Source organism: Streptomyces sp. NPDC096040 (assembly GCF_040303265.1).
Taxonomy (GTDB): domain Bacteria; phylum Actinomycetota; class Actinomycetes; order Streptomycetales; family Streptomycetaceae; genus Streptomyces.
Genome location: NZ_JBEOTA010000004.1, coordinates 183,515 through 202,182, shown reverse-complemented (window position 1 = coordinate 202,182; position 18,668 = coordinate 183,515). Strand labels below are relative to the sequence as shown.

General features: G+C 68.9%; 14 protein-coding genes. 5 read left to right on the top strand and 9 right to left on the bottom strand.

Annotation, left to right across the window (positions count from 1 at the left end; genetic code table 11):
• Nucleotides 1-76: 76 nt before the first annotated feature.
• From ABTY98_RS06430 to ABTY98_RS06400, 7 genes are all read right to left on the bottom strand, one after another.
• Complete coding sequence (locus ABTY98_RS06430) at nucleotides 77-1,225, bottom strand: ABC transporter ATP-binding protein (RefSeq protein ID WP_352219730.1); 1,149 nt, start codon at nucleotides 1,223-1,225, stop codon at nucleotides 77-79.
• Complete coding sequence (locus ABTY98_RS06425) at nucleotides 1,218-2,279, bottom strand: ABC transporter ATP-binding protein (RefSeq protein WP_352219729.1); 1,062 nt, start codon at nucleotides 2,277-2,279, stop codon at nucleotides 1,218-1,220. Before ABTY98_RS06425 ends, ABTY98_RS06430 begins: the two co-directional genes overlap by 8 nt.
• A gap of 11 nt (nucleotides 2,280-2,290) precedes the next feature.
• Entirely contained in the window at nucleotides 2,291-3,229 is a 939-nt protein-coding gene (locus tag ABTY98_RS06420) for an ABC transporter permease (RefSeq protein ID WP_352219728.1), read from the bottom strand.
• On the bottom strand, nucleotides 3,222-4,148 hold the full coding sequence (locus ABTY98_RS06415; protein WP_352219726.1) for an ABC transporter permease: 927 nt from the start codon (nucleotides 4,146-4,148) through the stop codon (nucleotides 3,222-3,224). Before ABTY98_RS06415 ends, ABTY98_RS06420 begins: the two co-directional genes overlap by 8 nt.
• A gap of 149 nt (nucleotides 4,149-4,297) precedes the next feature.
• On the bottom strand, nucleotides 4,298-5,920 hold the full coding sequence (locus ABTY98_RS06410) for a peptide ABC transporter substrate-binding protein (RefSeq protein ID WP_352219725.1): 1,623 nt from the start codon (nucleotides 5,918-5,920) through the stop codon (nucleotides 4,298-4,300).
• 516 nt (nucleotides 5,921-6,436) lie between these two features.
• Nucleotides 6,437-8,344, bottom strand: coding sequence for a translational GTPase TypA (gene typA, locus ABTY98_RS06405; RefSeq protein WP_352219724.1), 1,908 nt, complete (start codon nucleotides 8,342-8,344; stop codon nucleotides 6,437-6,439).
• A gap of 214 nt (nucleotides 8,345-8,558) precedes the next feature.
• Entirely contained in the window at nucleotides 8,559-10,736 is a 2,178-nt protein-coding gene (locus ABTY98_RS06400) for an ABC transporter family substrate-binding protein (RefSeq protein WP_352219723.1), read from the bottom strand.
• Between the two features lie 399 nt (nucleotides 10,737-11,135).
• Between ABTY98_RS06400 and ABTY98_RS06395 the strand changes: the two genes are divergently transcribed.
• Genes ABTY98_RS06395 through ABTY98_RS06380 form a run of 4 tightly spaced genes read left to right on the top strand, consistent with a single transcriptional unit; the run spans nucleotide 11,136 to nucleotide 15,000 of the window.
• Complete coding sequence (locus ABTY98_RS06395) at nucleotides 11,136-11,426, top strand: Rv0250c family protein (RefSeq protein WP_352219722.1); 291 nt, start codon at nucleotides 11,136-11,138, stop codon at nucleotides 11,424-11,426.
• A 48-nt stretch (nucleotides 11,427-11,474) separates the two neighbouring features.
• Nucleotides 11,475-12,296: a succinate dehydrogenase subunit SdhC gene (gene sdhC, locus ABTY98_RS06390; RefSeq protein WP_352219721.1), complete on the top strand. Its 822-nt coding sequence runs from the start codon at nucleotides 11,475-11,477 to the stop codon at nucleotides 12,294-12,296.
• Nucleotides 12,296-14,227, top strand: a complete 1,932-nt coding sequence (locus ABTY98_RS06385; RefSeq protein WP_352219720.1) for a fumarate reductase/succinate dehydrogenase flavoprotein subunit — start codon at nucleotides 12,296-12,298, stop codon at nucleotides 14,225-14,227. Before sdhC ends, ABTY98_RS06385 begins: the two co-directional genes overlap by 1 nt.
• Nucleotides 14,224-15,000 (top strand): succinate dehydrogenase/fumarate reductase iron-sulfur subunit, encoded by a 777-nt coding sequence (locus ABTY98_RS06380; RefSeq protein WP_352219719.1) that lies wholly within the window; start codon nucleotides 14,224-14,226, stop codon nucleotides 14,998-15,000. Before ABTY98_RS06385 ends, ABTY98_RS06380 begins: the two co-directional genes overlap by 4 nt.
• On the opposite strand, the gene ABTY98_RS06375 is transcribed toward ABTY98_RS06380, so the two are convergent.
• Nucleotides 14,975-15,964, bottom strand: coding sequence for a phosphotransferase family protein (locus tag ABTY98_RS06375; RefSeq protein WP_352219718.1), 990 nt, complete (start codon nucleotides 15,962-15,964; stop codon nucleotides 14,975-14,977). The two genes, ABTY98_RS06380 and ABTY98_RS06375, sit on opposite strands and share 26 nt — an antisense overlap.
• Nucleotides 15,961-17,049 (bottom strand): glycosyl hydrolase family 18 protein, encoded by a 1,089-nt coding sequence (locus ABTY98_RS06370; RefSeq protein WP_352219717.1) that lies wholly within the window; start codon nucleotides 17,047-17,049, stop codon nucleotides 15,961-15,963. The genes ABTY98_RS06375 and ABTY98_RS06370 overlap by 4 nt, the downstream gene beginning before the upstream one ends.
• An 82-nt stretch (nucleotides 17,050-17,131) precedes the next feature.
• Here ABTY98_RS06370 and ABTY98_RS06365 point away from each other — a divergent pair, with 82 nt between their 5' ends.
• Nucleotides 17,132-18,610, top strand: coding sequence for a hypothetical protein (locus tag ABTY98_RS06365; protein ID WP_352219716.1), 1,479 nt, complete (start codon nucleotides 17,132-17,134; stop codon nucleotides 18,608-18,610).
• The last annotated feature ends 58 nt before the right edge of the window (nucleotides 18,611-18,668 follow it).

The window sequence follows — 18,668 nt, the reverse complement described above, 5'->3', positions numbered from 1 at the left end:
TCGCAGGACATCCGAAAACACCGGTTCCCGGCGCCCTGTGCGGGGGCCGGGAACCGGGACGGTGTCGTCGTGCGCGTCAGGCCGCGTGGACGATGTCCTTCTCCTCGGCGAAGTGGCACGCCGACTCGTGGGCCGCCGGGGAGTCCGAGCCCTCGAAGCGCTCGGGGATCGCCAGCAGCGGCGTCTCCGTGGCGCACTTGTCCTGCGCCTTCCAGCAGCGGGTGCGGAAGCGGCAGCCGGACGGCGGGTTGGCCGGGGACGGCACGTCGCCGGTCAGGATGATCCGCTCGCGCTGCTCCCGGTCCTGCGGGTCGGGCACGGGCACGGCCGACAGCAGCGCCTGGGTGTAGGGGTGTGTCGGGTGCTCGTAGATCTGCTCGTCGGAGCCGATCTCGGCAATCCTGCCGAGGTACATGACCCCGACCCGGTCCGAGATGTGCCGGACGATCGACAGGTCGTGGGCGATGAAGATGTAGGACAGGTTGAACTCGTCCTGCAGTCGCTCCATCAGGTTGATGACCTGGGCCTGGACGGACACGTCCAGCGCGGACACCGGCTCGTCGCAGATGATGATCTCCGGGTTGAGCGCCAGGCCGCGCGCGATGCCGATGCGCTGGCGCTGACCGCCGGAGAACTGGTGCGGATACCGGTTGATGTACTCCGGGTTCAGACCGACGACGTCCAGCAACTCCTGCACCTTGCGGCGCCGGTCGCCCTTCGGTGCCACCTCGGGGTGGATGTCGAAGGGCTCGCCGATGATGTCGCCCACCGTCATCCGGGGGTTGAGCGAGGTGTACGGATCCTGGAAGATCATCTGGATGTTGCGGCGGACGGCCTTGAGCGCCCTGCCGGACAGCCGGGTGATGTCCTGGCCCTTGTAGAAGACCTCGCCGGCTGTCGCCCGCTCCAGGTTCATCAGGACCTTGGCCACCGTCGACTTGCCGCAGCCGGACTCACCCACGATGCCCAGGGTCTCGCCCTGGTACAGGTCGAAGGAGACGCCGTCGACGGCCTTCACGGCGCCGATCTGCCGTTTGAAGACGATGCCCTGCGTCAGCGGGAAGTACTTGACCAGGTTGCGCACCTGCAGGATCGGTTCGCCCCGCTCCACCGGCGCATCGAGGGCGGCGACCGCCTCGGCCTCGGAGTGCACGTCCGCGACGTCCACGTCGGAGACGTTCGGCGTCGCGTCCGCCGGCCCGTCGGTCTTGGTCGACTCAGCCATGGATCGTCTCCTTCCAGAAGTGGCACGCACTCGCGCGGCCCGGCAGTTCCGTGCCGTCCTCTTCGGTCACCGGGACCAGCGTCGGGCGGTCGGTGCGGCAGAGGTCCTGCGCCCTGTCGCAGCGTGGGTTGAAGGCGCAGCCGCTCGGCACCTTCAGCAGGTTGGGCGGCAGCCCCTTGATCGCGTAGAGCTCATGACCCTTCTGGTCCAGGCGCGGGATGGAGTCCAGCAGACCGCGGGTGTAGGGGTGCGCGGGGCGCTTGTACAGCTCGTGCACCGGCGCGGTCTCCACGATCCGGCCCGCGTACATCACGGCGATCTTGTCGGCCACGTCCGCCACGACACCGAGGTCGTGGGTGATGAGGATCAGGCCCATCTGGTACTCGCGCTGCAGCTCCGCGAGCAGGTCCATCACCTGGGCCTGGACCGTCACGTCGAGGGCCGTCGTCGGCTCGTCGGCGATGATCAGGTCCGGTTCCAGGGCGAGCGCCATGGCGATCATGATGCGCTGGCGCATACCGCCGGAGAACTGGTGTGGGTAGTCGTTCACCCGCGCCGCGGCGGCCGGGATCTTCACCCGGTCCATCAGCTCCACGGCCTTGGCCTTGGCCTCCTTGCGGGACAGGCCCTGGTGGACGCGGAACATCTCGCCCAGCTGGTAGCCCACGCTGAGTACTGGGTTGAGCGCGGACAGCGCGTCCTGGAAGATCATCGCGATCCGGGCGCCGCGCAGCTTGCGCCGCTCCTCGCCGGACATGGTGAGCATGTCCTTGCCGTAGAAGAGGATCTCCCCCTGGGGAATGCGGGCCGGCGGCATGTCGAGGATACCCATGATCGCCTGCGCGGTCACGGACTTGCCGGAGCCGGACTCGCCGAGCACGGCGAGGGTCTCCCCCGAGTTGACGGAGTAGTTGACGCCGTTGACGGCGCGGACGACTCCCTCGCGGGTCTGGAACTCCACGTGCAGATCGCGCACTTCAAGCAGTGGGCCGGTGCGCTCCGGGTCGCCGGGGCGCGGAGCCGGGACGGCGTCCGTCGGGTCGATGATGGTCACGTACGCCTCCCTCAGCGCGTCTTGGGGTCGAAGGCGTCGCGAACCACGTCGCCGAGCACGATGAACGCCAGCACCGTGATGCTCAGGGCACCTGCCGGGAACATCAGTGCGTGCGGGTTGGTGAGGAACCGGTCCTGAGCGTCGCTGATCATGACGCCCCAGGAGATGTTCGGGTACTGGATGCCGATGCCCAGGTAGGACAGCGCGGCCTCGGCCGCGATGTAGACGCCGAGGTTCATCGTGGTGATGACGATGACCGGGGCGAGCGTGTTCGGCAGAATGTGCCGGAAGGCGATCCGCCCCGAGTCCGCGCCCAGCGCACGGGCGGCCATCACGTAGTCGTTGTACTTGTTGGAGATGACCTCACCACGCATGATCCTGAAGACCTGCGGCCAGCCGAGGATCGCCATGATGAACGACACCGACCACACGTCGCCGCCGCCCCAGATCGACATGATCAGCAGACCGCCGATGATGAGCGGCAGGGCCGAGAAGACCTCGGTGATGCGGGACAGGAGCGCGTCGATCCAGCCGCCGATCAGACCGGCCAGCATGCCCAGCAGACCGCCGATCAGGGTGGTGGCCACGGTCGTCACCACACCGACGACGATCGAGTTGCGGGTGCCGTACACGGTCCGCGTGTAGATGTCGCAGCCCTGGACGTCGTAGCCGAACAGGTGCCCCGCCGACGGACCGTTCATCGAGTTCTGCAGCTGACAGAAGCCGTCCGAGAACGGGGAGCGCCCGGTGAACAGGCTGGGGGCGATCGCCAGCGCGAGCAGGCACACGATGATGAACGCCGTCACGAGGAACATGGGCCGCTTGCGCAGATCCGCCCAGCCGTCCTTGAGCAGGCTCGCCTGCCGGGCCGCGGCCTTCTCCTCGGCCTCGATCTCCTTGGCGATGGCGGCCTCGTCGGTGGTGGGCCTTTCTATCGTCTTCTCACTCATAACGGATCCTCGGGTCGAGCACGGCGTACATCAGGTCTACGAGGAGGTTGGCGACCAGGTAGATCAGTACCAGCAGGGTCACCAGACCGACGACGACCGGCCGCTCGCGCAGATACACGGACTGGGCCAGCTGACCGCCGATGCCGGGCATGTTGAACACGCGCTCGGTGATGATGGCACCACCCATGAGAGCACCGAGGTCGAAGCCCAGGAAGGTGACCACCGGAATCAAGGAGTTGCGCAGCGCGTGTACGCCGATGACCCGTCGCTGCGGCAGGCCCTTGGCTATCGCGGTGCGGACGTAGTCGGCACGGATCGACTCGGTCATGCTCGTCCGCACCAGGCGGGCGATGTAGGCCATGGAGGTCGAGGCGAGCACGATGGCCGGGAGGATGTAACTCTGCGGCCAGCCCTTCTCGATGCCGGCGACCGGCGTGGCCTTCAGGTTCACGCCGAACTCCAGCTGGAGCACGCTGCCGAGTACGAAGACCGGGATCGAGATCAGGACGAGCGTCGAGATCAGCACGACGTTGTCGATGAACTTGCCCTTCTTCAGGGCGGAGAAGATGCCCGCGAAGATGCCGATCACGGCCTCGATGGCGAACGCCGTCAGTCCCAGCTTCAGGGTGACCGGGAACCGCTCCGAGACGATGTCCGAGATGGCACGGCCGTTGTACGTCTCCCCGAGGTCACCGGTGAAGACGCCGCTGATGTAGTGCCAGTACTGCTGGTAGAGCGGCTCGTTGAGGTGGTAGTGCGCGCGAAGGATCGCCGCGATGTTGGGGTCGGCTCGCTTGTCGCCGGCCAGTGCCTGGATCGGGTCGCCGGGCAGAGCGAAGACCAGGCAGAAGATGATGAACGTGACGCCTATCACCACAGGGATCACCTGCAGGAGACGCCTAACGACGTATCGGCCCATGGGTACTCCAGAGGGGGGTGCTCGACCCGACCGTGGCCGGAGGGAGTGGCACGGTCGGACGGGAGACGGCAGCAGAGGTGAGCAGGGGAAGGGTGTTCCTCCCCCTGCTCACCCCGTGCCGCTCTGTGTCAGGACTGCTCAGAACCTGGTCAGCTGAGCTTGACCGTGTCCCACAGGATCTGGTGACCGGCGACCTTCATCGACTTGATCTTGTCGCTGAAGCCAGCGTTCATCGTGTAGAAGTACACCGGGATGTACGGCATGTCCTTGAGCAGGACGTCGTCCGCCGCCTGGTACTTCTTCACGGCCTCCTCGTGCGTCGCGGCCTGGTCGCCCTGGACGAGGAGCTTCTCGAAGTCCTCGTTGACGTAGCCGGCGTAGTTGGAGCCGTTGGTGATGGCGTCCTTCGAGAAGATCGGACGGAGGTAGTCCTCCATGTCCGGGTAGTCCATGCTCCAGCCCATACGGAACGCGCCCTGGTACTTCTTGGCGTCCAGGTCGTTCAGGATGGTCTGGAACTGCTCGAACGGCTTGGCCGTGACCTTGATGCCCAGGTTCTGCTGGATCTGGTTCGCGACCGCCTCGACCCACTCCTTGTGGCCGCCGTCCGCGTTGTAACCGATCTCCAGCGTGTTGCCCGGCAGGCCGCCGCTCTTCTTGTAGAGCGCCTTGGCCTCGGTCGGGTTCAGCGTGCAGGCGTCGCCGCAGGCGCCCTTGCGGTAGCCGTCGACGATCGGGCTGATGTAGTCGTCCGCGGGCGTACGGGCACCGAGGAAGATCTTGTCCGCGATCGTCTTGCGGTCGATCGACATGGAGATGGCCTTGCGGAGGTCCGCGTTCTGGAAGGCCTTGTTGTACTTGATCGGGAAGCCGATGTAACCGACGGCCGAGTCGGCCTCGTCGATGTAACGGCCCGGCAGGTCCTTGTGGTAGGTCGGCAGACCCGAGGTGGGGATCGTCAGCAGGCTGTCGAGGTTGCCGGCGACGAGGTCCTTGTAGGCGGTGTCGAGGTTGGAGTACACCTTGAAGTTCACACCCTTGACCTCGATCTTCGAGGCGTCCGGGTACTTGTCGTACTTCGTGGTGTCGATCTCTTCGTTGTGCTTGAACGTGCCCTTCATCTTGAAGGGGCCGTTACCGATGGGGGCCTCGCCGAAGCCCTTCGGGTCCTTGAAGAACACCTTGGGCAGCGGGACGAACGCGGTGAAGGACAGCTGCGACGGGAACGCCGAGAAAGCGCCGCTCAGGGTGACCTGGAGGGTGTTGTCGTCGATCACCTTCAGGCCGGACAGCTTGTCGGTCTTGGGCTTCTTGCCCTCGCCCGGGTTCAGGTCCGCGTAGCCCTGGATGTGGCTGAACAGCGGGTTCGTCTGCTGGGCGTTGGTCTGGTTGGCGCCGTAGTTCCAGGCGTCGGCGAAGGACTGGGCGGTGACCTTCTCGCCGTTGTGGAACGTGTAGCCCGACTTGAGCTTGATCGTCCAGACCTTGTTGTCCTTGGACTCGATCGACTCCGCCATGGCGTTGACGACCTTGTTGTCGGCGTCAAGCTTGGTCAGACCCGTGAAGAGGGCGTTGATGACCTGGCCGCCCTCGGTCTCGTACGTGTTGGTGGGAACCAGGCTGTTCTGCGGTTCGCCGATCTCCACCGACACGACGCCATCGCCCTTGCCCTTGCCCGAGGTGTCGTCGTTCCCCCCGCCACCACAGGCCGTCGCACCCAGCGCCACAACGGCGGCTATCGCAACCCACTTGGCGCTCTTGGCACCACGCATGGGGCTCCTCCTCATGAGTCCATTGATTCACCGCAGAGGGAAGAACACGACACTCCGCCGTCACCGGCGCCTGAAATGGTGAGGTGTACTCCCCGTACTCGCGAGTCGACGCCGCCTACGGCGCAACCCGTTGATCCGAGTTCTACGCGCCTAACTATCTGCCATGGGCCATGGCCGAACCACACTCACAAGGTCTCGGTTCGATCACACCTGACGCGTACATCTTCCAAAATACGGACAAAGGGTTTGCCGAAAGATCCCTGCGAAACGGGCTTGTTACACATCTATCGGGCCTGAATGTTCGTATACCGAACGCGAGCCGCATGAAAATCCAGTTGCGGAACCGCGAGCCGTATGCAGGGCCAGACAGGCTGCACACCGTCAGCAGACTAGCGCCGTCCCACCCGTCCTCTACGGATCCGGAAAAAGAACTAGGGATTTCCCTACCTCCGCGGCAAAGGAAAACCGGGCACCCCGCGTTGCGGAGTGCCCGGCACCTTCGTGCGGTGGTGTGAATCAGCCGTGCTTGGCGCGGCTGGCGGCGCGGGCCCGCTCACGGGCGTCCAGGTTCACCTTGCGGATGCGAACGGCCTCCGGGGTCACCTCGACACACTCGTCGTCACGGCAGAACTCCAGTGACTGCTCCAGGGAGAGCTTGCGCGGCGGGACGATCGCCTCGAACGAGTCGGCCGACGACGACCGCATGTTGGTGAGCTTCTTCTCCTTGGTGATGTTCACGTCCATGTCGTCGGAGCGCGAGTTCTCGCCGACGATCATGCCCTCGTACACCTCGGTGCCGGGGTCCACGAACAGCACGCCGCGCTCCTGGAGGTTCGTCATCGCGAACGCGGTGACGGCGCCGGCGCGGTCGGCGACGAGCGAGCCGTTGTTACGGGTCGTCAGGACGCCGAACCACGGCTCGTGGCCCTCGTGGATGGAGTGGGCGATGCCCGTGCCGCGCGTACCGGTCAGGAACTCGGTACGGAAGCCGATGAGACCGCGGGACGGCACCACGAACTCCATGCGGACCCAGCCGGAGCCGTGGTTGGACATGTTGTCCATCCGGCCCTTGCGGACGCCCATGAGCTGCGTGACCGCACCCATGTGCTCCTCGGGGACGTCGATCGTCATGCGCTCGACGGGCTCGTACGTCTTGCCCTCGACCTGCTTGGTGACGACCTGCGGCTTGCCGATGGTCAGCTCGAAGCCCTCACGGCGCATCTGCTCGACCAGGATGGCGAGCGCGAGCTCACCACGGCCCTGGACCTCCCAGGCGTCCGGGCGGTCGGTGTCGAGCACGCGGAGCGAGACGTTGCCGACCAGCTCGCGGTCGAGGCGGTCCTTGACCTGGCGGGCGGTGACCTTGCGGTCCTTGACGGCCGCCTTCGCGTCGGCGCCCTTGCCGGTGCCGCCGCGGCCGACCAGCGGCGAGGTGTTCGTACCGATGGTCATCGAGATCGCGGGCTCGTCGACCGTGATCAGCGGCAGCGGGATGGGGTTCTCGGGGTCGGCGAGGGTCTCGCCGATCATGATGTCCGGGATACCGGCGACCGCGCAGATGTCACCCGGGCCTGCCATCTCGGCGGGCCTGCGGGTGAGCGCCTCGGTCATCAGCAGCTCGGTGATACGGACGTTGGCCATCGTGCCGTCGCGCTTGATCCACGTGACGGTCTGGCCCTTGCGCAGCTCGCCCTGCTCGACCCGGAGCAGCGCGATACGGCCGAGGAAGTTGTCCGCGTCCAGGTTGGTGACATGCGCCTGGAGCGGGGCGGCCTCGTCGTACTCGGGAGCCGGGACGTGGGACAGGATCGTGGAGAAGAACGGCTCCAGGCTGTCGCTGTCGGCCGGGACGGTGCCGTCCTCCGGCTTGGTCAGCGAGGCCACACCGTCACGCGCACAGGCGTAGACGATGGGGAACTCGATCTGGTCCTCGTCGGCGTCGAGGTCGAGGAAGAGGTCGTAGGCCTCGTTGACGACCTCGTCGATGCGCGAGTCGGGGCGGTCCGTCTTGTTGATGCACAGGATGACGGGGAGCCGGGCCTGGAGCGCCTTGCGCAGCACGAAGCGGGTCTGCGGCAGCGGGCCCTCGGAGGCGTCGACGAGCAGCACCACCGCGTCCACCATCGACAGACCGCGCTCGACCTCGCCGCCGAAGTCGGCGTGGCCCGGGGTGTCGATGATGTTGATGGTGACGACCTCGCCACCGTCCTTCGGGTGGTACTTCACGGCCGTGTTCTTGGCCAGGATCGTGATGCCCTTCTCACGCTCCAGGTCGTTGGAGTCCATCATGCGGTCGTCGAGCGACTCGGCGGCGTGCGCGGCGAAGGCACCGGCCTGCTTCAGCATGGCGTCGACGAGGGTCGTCTTGCCGTGGTCGACGTGGGCGACGATGGCGACGTTGCGGATGTCGTGGCGCGTGGCCATGGTGCGGCGTACTCCCGGAGTATGAGGAAGGGGCTTGCGCGTACATCGGTGTTACGCGCACCCTGCCGGGCTGAACACGCCACGGCCTCACCCCATGGTACGGGCACTATCCAGCGTGGGCTCGCCGGGCCGACCTCCTGACAGCGCGGGCAACGGTGCGACCAGCAACAATCCGGCCGCACCCGACCGCGAATCCGCTCCCCCACCCCCTGGCCTACCCCTTGCTGGGGCTCGCCGACACCTTCGCCCCCTTCTTCAGGAAACCCATGTCCTGGTAGACCGGCGTCTGGAACCCGAACGCCCCCACGTTCACCAGACTCTTCCGCACCCCCACGATCTGCGGCCTCTGGTACAGCGGCAGCGACCCGGCCGACGCCCAGATCCGCGAGTCCGCCTTCCGCAGCAGCCCGTCCGCCTCGTCCTCGTCCAGCGTCCCGAGGGCCTGGTCGAAGAGCTGGTCCACCTGGTCGGTGCCCACCCTCGTGTAGTTCTGCTCGACGTTCAGCGACCCGTCGGCCGCCGGCACCGGCTTCGCGTAGATCGGCCGTGCGTCCGTCGCCGGGAACGCGGACGACGGCCACGAGTACAACGCGAGGTCGTACTGCCCGGACGCGATGTGGTCCTTGAAGTAGCTGTCGTCGGAGACCTTGCTGATCTCGGCCTGGATCCCGACCGTCGCCAGCATCTGCCGGATCCGCTCGGCGACCTCCTGGAGCGTCTTGGACCCCGGGCCCGACGGCAGCACGAACCGCAGGCTCAGCGCCTGGCCGTCCTTGGCCAGCGGCGCGGACGCGGCCTGCGCCCCCTTGGGCGCGGCCGTTCCCTTCGGCGCGTACGCCCCGGGCGCCCCGTGGGCGTGGTCCTTCTGGTGGTCGCGGGTGTCCTTGCCGTCGGGGCCCTTGTCGTCCTCCCCGACGATGTACTGCCCGTCGCTCCCGCCCTCGGAGTCGTCGCTCTTGTCTCCCTTGTCGCCCTTGTCGCCCTTCCCTCCCTTGGCGCCGTTCTCGTCCTCCGCGCCGGCCGCCTTGCCCCCGGCCTTGATCGGGCCGCCGGCCACCCATCCCGCGTCGGCGAGCAGCGCCTGCGCCTCGTGGGTGTCGAGGCCGCCGATCGCCCCGCTGCTGTCGGCGTAGGCGGACTGCCCGGACAGGGCGAGGTGGCTGCCGACCGGGACGGCGGGCAGCCCCAGCGGGGTGAGCACCAGCTTGGCGAGCGTCTCGCGGTCGAGGGCACGGGCGACGGCCCGGCGCACCCGCTCGTCGGCGAGGGGACCCTCGGAGCCGTTCAGGGAGAGCTGTGTGTAGGCGGGCTCCAGGGACTTGCGGACCTCGAAGTCGCGCAGTTCCTGCTGCTGCTCCAGCCACTTCGCGATGGTCTTGCGGAGCTTCTTCGGCCCCTTGGGCAGCTTCTCCTCGTCCATGCCGAGGGTGAGCGCCCAGGAGCGCAGCTTCTTCGCGGAGGTCTTCCCGGCGCCCTGCAACGGCGTGCCGGTGCCCTTGTCCCGTCCGGCGATGGTGATCCGCTGGGCCTCGGAGGCGTCGATGTCGGCGACGTCGGCCGTGCCGGCGGCGAGCGCGGTGGCCCGCTTCTCGCGGGACACGGCGTGCAGGTCGATCTCGTCGAGCTTGGCCGGGCGGCCCCACCAGCGCGGGTTGCGGGTGAGGATCACGTCCTTCTTGGCGGTGTCGACCTTGTCGACCTTGAAGGGTCCCGCGGTGACCGCGAGCTTCCTGCGGGCGCCGTCGTTGAAGGCGTCCGGGGTGCCCATGACCTCCTTCGGGTAGAGCGGCGAGAACAGCGACTTCCAGTCGGCGTACGGCCGCTCGAAGGTGACCCGGACCTCCAGGTCGTTGGCGCCGCGCTCGATCTTGGCGATGCGGTCGTAGCCGGCGTTGCGGGCGGTCCAGTAGGCGGAGTCCTTGCCGGACAGGGCCCGCCACTGGGCGGCGAAGTCGGCGGCGCCGATCTCCCGGCCGTCGCTCCAGACGGCCTGCTGGTTGAGCTTGTAGAGGACGACCTGGCGCGGTTCGGTCTCGATGACCTTCGCGGACTCCAGGTAGTCGGGGTTGCGGACCGGCCGGCCGGTGGCGTCGATGGTGAACATCGACGGCAGGACGGCCTGGGCGACCCGGGTGGTGCCCGCGTCGGCGTCGGCCTGGAAGGTGTTGAGGGTCTCCGGCACGGCGTCCACGGCCCACTTCAGGGTGCCGCCCTCGGCGACCGCGTCACGGGCGACCGCCGCGATGTCCTGTCCGGCCAGCGGCTTGCTCCCCTCGTCGTCGGAGCCGCAGCCCGTGAGGAACGGCACCGCGAGCGCACCCGCGGTCAGAAAAGTGACCGAGCGCATGACCGCACTGCGGCCAGGCCTGGGTCCGACGCCGTGGTGAGACATCTCTGCTACCTCCGGGAGCCCCGGTGACACGGGTGGGGTTTGTTCACATTTGGGGGTATTTTGGAGTTGATCACATGTACTCAGAAGTACGGACCCCACTGAAATGGACGGGGTCCGTCGGCTGGGGACGACACGGCGGCGGGGGCTGCCAAAGGCCACCCGTGCGGCCCAACGCCCACCCGGGCGGCGCAACGCCCACCCGGGCGGCGCACGGGCCGGCACCCTCCGCACCGGCGCCCCTCCCCGGCGCACACAGAGCGCGTGCGGGCGTGCGACGAAGGCGCGCAATCCGCCAATCGCTGCACATGCCTTCACATCAGCAGGTGTGACGCGCAACACTCGCAGGCGCATGAACGTTGCCACCTTGGACAGTGAAGTCCGCGGAAGTGAGGTCACGTCATGTCCGTGCAAGACGACCTGACGTCAGTTCAGCGCTGCCTGGAGGACCTGAACCGGTCCGTCGGCCGCCTGGAGCAGCAGCTAGGGAGCGGCGGACTGGAGATGCGCCGCGTCCGCACCGACGCCGATCACCTGCGCGAGAGCGTGGCCCTGCTGCGGGAGACGGCCAAGACCGGCGCCCCTGGCAAACGCCCCGAACTCGTCACCATCTCCGACGACCCGTACGACATCAACCTGTGGACGGACACGGACGACGAGGGCCTCGGCGCCCGCGACCGGCGCGCACCGTAGCAGCGCTCCCCGCAGGCCCCCGACCCCCGAACCGACCGGAGTCATCCGTTGGCCACTGGTACGGAACCACATCCGAACAGCGGCGGCGTACGCACCCGTACGCGCGCCGCGATCTCCGCCCCGCACCTGCGGACCGACCGCTGGTGGCTGGCACCCGCCGTCACCGCGGCCGGTCTGTTCGCGTTCATCGTGTACTCGACCTGGCGCGCCTTCGCGAACGCGGACTACTACTCGGCGCCGTACGTCTCGCCGTTCTACTCGCCCTGTCTGGCCGAGAACTGCAAGACCATGCCCTCGGGCCCGAACGCCGACCTCTTCGGCAGCTGGTGGGCGATCTCCCCGGCGATCATCATCCTGATCTTCCCGCTGGGCTTCCGCCTGACCTGCTACTACTACCGCAAGGCGTACTACCGCAGCTTCTGGGCGTCCCCGCCGGCCTGCGCGGTGGCCGAACCGCACGCGAAGTACACCGGTGAGACCCGCTTCCCGTTGATCCTGCAGAACATCCACCGGTACTTCTTCTACGCCGCGCTCCTGGTCGCCTGCGTACTGACCTACGACACGGTGCTGTCCTTCCGGGACACACACGAGAACTGGGGCCACATGGGCCTCGGCACCCTGGTCTTCCTGGTCAACATCGTGCTGATCTGGGCGTACACCCTGTCCTGCCACTCCTGTCGGCACATCGTAGGCGGCAAGCTCAAGCACTTCTCCAAACACCCCGTGCGCTACAAGGCGTGGCAGTTCGTCGGCCGGCTCAACGCCCGGCACATGCTGCTCGCCTGGGCGTCGTTGGTGAGCGTGGCGCTCGCCGACTTCTACGTCTTTCTCGTCGCGTCCGGTGCCTTCGACGATCCGAGGTTTTTCTGATGCCCGTGGTGGACCGGCAGGAGTGGGACGTCGTCGTGGTCGGTGCCGGCGGCGCCGGACTGCGCGCCGCGATCGAGGCACGCGAGCGGGGTGCCCGTACGGCGGTGATCTGCAAGTCGCTGTTCGGCAAGGCGCACACGGTGATGGCCGAGGGCGGTATCGCGGCGGCCATGGCCAACGTCAACGAGCACGACAACTGGCAGGTCCACTTCCGCGACACCCTGCGCGGCGGCAAGTTCCTCAACCAGTGGCGGATGGCCGAACTGCACGCCAAGGAGGCCCCGGACCGGGTCTGGGAGCTGGAGACCTGGGGCGCCCTGTTCGACCGTACGAAGGACGGGAAGATCTCCCAGCGCAACTTCGGCGGCCACGAGTACCCGCGCCTCGCCCATGTCGGCGACCGCACGGGCCTCGAGCTGATCCGGACCCTGCAGCAGAAGATCGTCTCGCTCCAGCAGGAGGACGAGAAGGAGACCGGCGACTACGAGTCCCGGCTGAAGGTCTTCCAGGAGTGCACGGTCACGAGGATTCTGAAAAATGGCTCGCGTGTCTCCGGTGTCTTCGGGTACGAGCGGGAGTCCGGCCGTTTCTTCGTCCTGGAAGCGCCCGCCGTGGTGGTCGCGACCGGTGGTATCGGCAAGTCCTTCAAGGTGACGTCGAACTCGTGGGAGTACACCGGCGACGGGCACGCGCTCGCCCTGCTGGCCGGGGCGCCCCTGCTCAACATGGAGTTCGTGCAGTTCCACCCGACGGGCATGGTCTGGCCGCCGTCGGTCAAGGGGATCCTGGTCACGGAGTCGGTGCGCGGCGACGGAGGGGTGCTGCGCAACTCCGAGGGCAAGCGGTTCATGTTCGACTACATCCCGGACGTCTTCAAGGAGAAGTACGCCGAGTCCGAGGAGGAGGGCGACCGCTGGTACGAGGACCCGGACCACAACCGGCGTCCCCCGGAGCTGCTCCCCCGCGACGAGGTGGCCCGCGCCATCAACTCCGAGGTGAAGGCGGGCCGCGGCTCCCCGCACGGCGGGGTCTTCCTGGACGTGTCGACGCGGATGCCGGCCGAGGTGATCCGGCGCCGGCTGCCGTCCATGTACCACCAGTTCAAGGAGCTGGCGGACGTCGACATCACGGCGGAGGCGATGGAGGTCGGGCCGACCTGCCACTACGTGATGGGCGGGGTCGCGGTGGACTCCGACACGGCGGCGGCGCGCGGGGTACCGGGGCTGTTCGCGGCCGGCGAGGTGGCCGGCGGTATGCACGGCTCCAACCGGCTCGGCGGCAACTCCCTGTCCGACCTGCTGGTGTTCGGGCGCCGGGCGGGCTGGCACGCGGCCGACTACGCGGCGGATCTCGACGTACGGCCGACGGTGGACGACATCCAGGTCGACTCGGCGGCCGCGGAGGCCCTGCGGCCGTTCTCCGCCGAGAGCGAGCAACCCGACGCGGGCCCGCCGGAGAACCCGTACACCCTCCACCAGGAGCTCCAGCAGTCCATGAACGACCTGGTCGGCATCATCCGCCGGGAGGGCGAGATGGAGCAGGCCCTGGAGCGGCTCGCCGCCCTGCGGGTACGGGCGCGCCGGGCCGGGGTGGAGGGGCACCGCCAGTTCAACCCGGGCTGGCATCTCTCCCTGGACCTGCGGAACATGCTGCTGGTCAGCGAGTGCGTGGCCCGGGCGGCCCTGGAGCGCACCGAGTCACGCGGCGGCCACACCCGCGAGGACCATCCGACGATGGACCGCGACTGGCGCCGGATCAATCTGCTCTGCCGGCCGGCCGACCCCACGGGCGGGTCGGCGGCCACCGACCCGGTGCGCGGCCAGATCACCCTCACCCGCGAGACCACCGACCCCATCCGCCCCGACCTGCTCGCCCTCTTCGAGAAGGAGGAGCTGGTCAAGTACCTCGCCGAAGAGGAGCTGTACGAATGAGCGGCTACACGGCCCACTTCAGGGTGTGGCGAGGCGACGTCGAGGGCGGCGGCCTGGAGGACTTCAAGGTCGAGGTCAACGAGGGCGAGGTGGTCCTGGACATCATCCACCGCATCCAGGCCACCCAGGCCCCCGACCTGGCCGTCCGCTGGAACTGCAAGGCGGGCAAGTGCGGTTCGTGCTCGGCGGAGATCAACGGCCGCCCGCGTCTGATGTGCATGACCCGGATGTCCGTCTTCGAACAGGACGAGACCCTCACGGTCACCCCGCTGCGCGCCTTCCCGGTGATCCGCGACCTGGTCACGGACGTCGGCTTCAACTACCAGAAGGCCAGGGAGGTACCGTCGTTCGTACCGCCGGCCGGAGTGGGGCCCGGCGAGTACCGGATGTTCCAGGAGGACGTGGACCGGTCGCAGGAGTTCCGCAAGTGCATCGAGTGCTTCCTGTGCCAGGACACCTGCCATGTCGTCCGCGACCACGAGGAGAACAAGACTGCGTTCGCCGGGCCGCGTTTCCTCATGCGGGTCGCGGAGCTGGACATGCACCCGCTGGACGCGGCCGAGGCGTCCGGCCTGGACCGCAAGCGCACGGCCCAGGACGAACACGGTCTCGGCTACTGCAACATCACCAAGTGCTGCACGGAGGTGTGCCCCGAGGGCATCCACATCACCGACAATGCCCTGATCCCCCTGAAGGAGCGGGCCGTCGACCGCAAGTACGACCCGCTGGTGTGGCTCGGCTCGAAGATCAGGAGGCGCCCCTCAGGAGGCTGAGCGCCTGCTGGAGGTTGAACTCGGCGACGTCCCGCATCGGTTCGCGCTCCGGGAAGTCGCCGTCGAGCAGCCTGAGCGGCCCGGCCACGAGGTTGAGGTGCATCGCGAGCCGGTACAGCTCCACGCGGTCCTCGTCGAGGTCGGCGGCGTGCAGCACGTCGTAGGCGGGCCCGAAGCGGTGCTGGAGGAAGACGTGCTCCCACTCGGCGTCGAAGTACATCAGGCCTTCGATGTCGATGAGCGCGGGATCGCCCTCATCGGTCACCAGGACGTGCTCCGGGCCGAGTTCGCCGTGCACGAGGGAGGCGTGGTCACGCGGCTCCACCGCGTCGTAGAGCTGCCTCACCCGCTCCGACAGCGCCTGGCGGACCTCCCGCACCCGGGGGTCCCGCTCGGCGACCTCCGCGATGTCGCGCACCGCCCGGTCCGCGACGACCTGCTCGCAGGAGCTGCCGATCGGTTTGCCGCCCTCCTCCACCAGGGCGGCCTTGCCGTACCCGGGGGACACGCACTCCCGGAGCACGCCGAGCGTCCCGGCCAGCCGGGCCAGCGGCACCCGGGCCGCGCCCGGGTCGCTGCGCAGCAGCGTCTCCAGGCTGCCGCCGCGGACGTCCTCGACGACCGCCGAGTACACGGGCAGGTGCTCGGCCTCCTCGTCGGCGAACAGCAGGTGCGGGGTGCGCACACCGAGCTCGGTCAGCCGGTCGTGGGCCGACAGGAAGAGGCCGAGGCCTGAGGCGTGCGAGAAGGGGTCACGGATGTCGGCGGTGGCGGGGCCCCAGTAGTCCTCCTCAGGGGACCAGACGTAGGCGATCGCGGTCCTGCCGTTGTCGAGGGCGAGCCGGTAGACGCCTTTCTTTGAGCCGCCGCGCAGCCGGGTGGCGGTGGCGGGGGCACGGCCGAGGGCCTCGCGGGCGAGCGGAGCGAGGTCGTCACGGGTGAGGTGGGCACGAGCGGTTGTCATGACGTACGAACCCAGTCCTTCCGATAAGAGGTCCAGTCATCCTCGGTGGCGGCGAAGTCGACGTACAGGGCGACGCCGAAGTTAGCGCGATCCGCGTCCGTGCGTGACAGTCCCAGCCGAACCCCTCGCACGGCCGCCGGCACGGTCTCCGCGTGCGCCCGGTGACCGAAACGGTTCTCGTGGTAGAAGGGCAGCCCCATGAGGAGTTCGGTGTCCGCCGGGGTGACCTCCAGCGCGAGGCTGGTCTGCTGCGCGACGTACCCGCCGTACAGGCTCTGCAGCGGCTGCATGGTGTCGTACGACATCACCGCGATCTGGTCCACCCGACGGGCGACTTGCCCGAAATATTCCTGTGACCACCACTTGGGATGACCGGTGACGGTACCCCAGAAGGAGTGAAAGGCCGGGAGCGGGTCGATCTGGTGTGCGGCGACGGACAGCAGCGGGGTCACCGGGCGCAGGGCGTCGAGAAGGGCGAGGTAGTTCCGGTCGCCGGAGTGCAGGGGCTCCAGGTCGAAGTGGACCCCGTCGAAGCCGGCGGCGATCACCTGCCGGGTCGAGTTGACGACAGCGGCACGCGTCTCCTTCTTCTCCAGATGCATGGCGTACGGCTTCTCGGGCGCGACCTCGTCCCCGAGCCAGGCCTGGACGCGGACGCCGGGGAGTTTTCGATGCACGGCCGTTATCAGCCAACGGGCCTTGGAATAGGCCGTTCTGGGCAGCGTGCCGTTGTGCTCCAGTGGTCCGGCATGGACGTAGAGGTCGCGTATGCCGGTGTCCGCGAGCCGGGCGGCGAGGGCGGTGACGTCGGCGTCGGTCCTACGGCCGTCGACCCAGGCGTGGCCGAGCCAGAGAGCGTCCCTGTCCCGGGTGTGGGCGCCGGGCTTCGGGTCGCCGGTGTAGTTGACGCGGAGGGCGGTCTCGGCGGTGAGGAGAGGGAGGACCAGGAGCAGGGCTGCGGCGAGCCCGATACGCCGGGCCCGGCGGACCCAGCCGGCTCTCTTCCGGGTGCCGGGCACCTCCGGCGTGCCGTCGTCCGCCTCCTCCGCTCCCTCCGGCCCCTCCGGTTCTGATTCCCGTGCCATCGATGGTCCCCCAGTTCTCGTCGTCCCCCGCCCGTCCCCGCCCCGGTCGCGAAGCCGACAGGCTGCCCATACGCTCCGAAATGTGACGTCATCCTTGATCCGGGGCCGTCCGAGGCACGCCACCGGGCACATAGGTGTGCGGGTGGGGTATGCCGTGCTGGGCGGGATGGCCGGAGCGGTCTGGCTGGTGTTGCCGGTGATGACGACCACCGCTCAAGATCCGGTTCCCGCGGCGGCGCGCGAGCCGGTCGCGGCGGCCCAGGCGGACGGGGCGTCGACCGCCGACTACGTGCTGCCGCTGGTCGCCGTGGCGGCCGCAGGTGCGCTGGGCGGCTACGGCTACATACGACGGGTACGGCGGTCCCGCTCGCGGACCACCCCCGGGATCATCTCCGCCGCCCCGCCGACGCCGTCGCCCGTCGATTTCGAGCGGCAGGCCCGGGCCGCCCTGGTCCTCGCCGACGACTGCGTCCGCACCAGCCGGGAGGCGCTCGGGTACGTCGACGGCGGCGAGTCCGTCGTACGGGCCCTGCGGGCGGCCGAGACCGAGCTGTCGGCCGCGTTGGCGATATGGCGGCGGTACGAGGAGGGGATACCGGGGGACGACACCGGCCGGCGGCAGGCGCTGGTGGGCGTGGTGGGGCGGTGTGCGGAGGCGGGGCGTCAACTGGACGCGGCGGCGGAGGTGTTCGACGCCGAGTGGGGTGCGGGGGATGCGCTGGCGGTGGCCGAGGGGCGGTTCCGGGAACTGGCCGCGCGGACGAGCGGGGTGGCGGGTGCGCTGACGGAGGCGGGCGAGCGGTACGGGAGCGGGGCCGTCGCCTCAGTGGTGGGGTACGTCGAACAGGCGAAGGACCGGCTGGTGTTCGCGACCGGACGGCTCAACCAGGCTCGCCAGGACGCCGATTCGGGCGACCGTGACGGGTTCCGCCGTGGCTTGCGCGCCGCCGAGGGGGCGGTGGCGCAGGCCGGGGTGCTGCTGGACGGGGTGGCACGGCTCACGGAGGAACTTCGGACGGCGGCGGGCCTGGTGCCGGCCGCGCTCACGGGGGCGGAGGCGGAACTGGCGGGCGTCCGGGCGTCCGGCCCGCCGCCACGCCTGGGCCACGCCGACGCCGTACTGGCCGCCGTACGGGAGGAGTTGACGGGTGGACCGTACGACCCGCTGGACGCCCTGCGCCGGGTCGTGCGGGCGGTGGAGGGGACGGGGGGCGGGCGGTCCGGGGTGATCGCTGCCGGGGCGGACCTGGTGGCGCGCAGTGCACTGGGGGTGGCGGACGACTTCGTGGGGGTGCATCGGGGGGCGGTGGGGGCGGAGGCGCGGGCGCTGCTGGCGGAGGCGGGGCGGGCCGCTGCCGCGGACGCGGACCGGCTGGCGCGGAGGGCACGGGAACTGGCCGGGCGGGACGTACGGGCGCACGGGAACCCGTACGCCGGGGAGGCGGCCCATGAGAGCGGGCTCGCGGGGGCGGTGCTCGGGGGTGTGCTGCTGGGTGAGGAGGGGGACGGGGGGCCGGTGGTGGCGTTCGGGGGGCCGGAGACGCGGACGCGGTTGCACTAGCCGCGAGAGGCCGTCGGGCGACCGCGGGTACGTGGGGGCTGGTCGCGCCCACGCGGCG

Excerpts from the sequence above, each read along its gene's own strand:
- ABTY98_RS06430 (WP_352219730.1), bottom strand. The coding sequence starts at position 1,225 with ATGGCTGAGTCGACCAAGACCGACGGGCCGGCGGACGCGACGCCGAAC.
- ABTY98_RS06420 (WP_352219728.1), bottom strand. The coding sequence starts at position 3,229 with ATGAGTGAGAAGACGATAGAAAGGCCCACCACCGACGAGGCCGCCATC.
- ABTY98_RS06415 (WP_352219726.1), bottom strand. The coding sequence starts at position 4,148 with ATGGGCCGATACGTCGTTAGGCGTCTCCTGCAGGTGATCCCTGTGGTG.
- ABTY98_RS06410 (WP_352219725.1), bottom strand. The coding sequence starts at position 5,920 with ATGCGTGGTGCCAAGAGCGCCAAGTGGGTTGCGATAGCCGCCGTTGTG.
- typA (WP_352219724.1), bottom strand. The coding sequence starts at position 8,344 with ATGGCCACGCGCCACGACATCCGCAACGTCGCCATCGTCGCCCACGTC.
- ABTY98_RS06400 (WP_352219723.1), bottom strand. The coding sequence starts at position 10,736 with ATGTCTCACCACGGCGTCGGACCCAGGCCTGGCCGCAGTGCGGTCATG.
- ABTY98_RS06395 (WP_352219722.1), top strand. The coding sequence starts at position 11,136 with ATGTCCGTGCAAGACGACCTGACGTCAGTTCAGCGCTGCCTGGAGGAC.
- ABTY98_RS06385 (WP_352219720.1), top strand. The coding sequence starts at position 12,296 with ATGCCCGTGGTGGACCGGCAGGAGTGGGACGTCGTCGTGGTCGGTGCC.
- ABTY98_RS06380 (WP_352219719.1), top strand. The coding sequence starts at position 14,224 with ATGAGCGGCTACACGGCCCACTTCAGGGTGTGGCGAGGCGACGTCGAG.
- ABTY98_RS06375 (WP_352219718.1), bottom strand. The coding sequence starts at position 15,964 with ATGACAACCGCTCGTGCCCACCTCACCCGTGACGACCTCGCTCCGCTC.
- ABTY98_RS06370 (WP_352219717.1), bottom strand. The coding sequence starts at position 17,049 with ATGGCACGGGAATCAGAACCGGAGGGGCCGGAGGGAGCGGAGGAGGCG.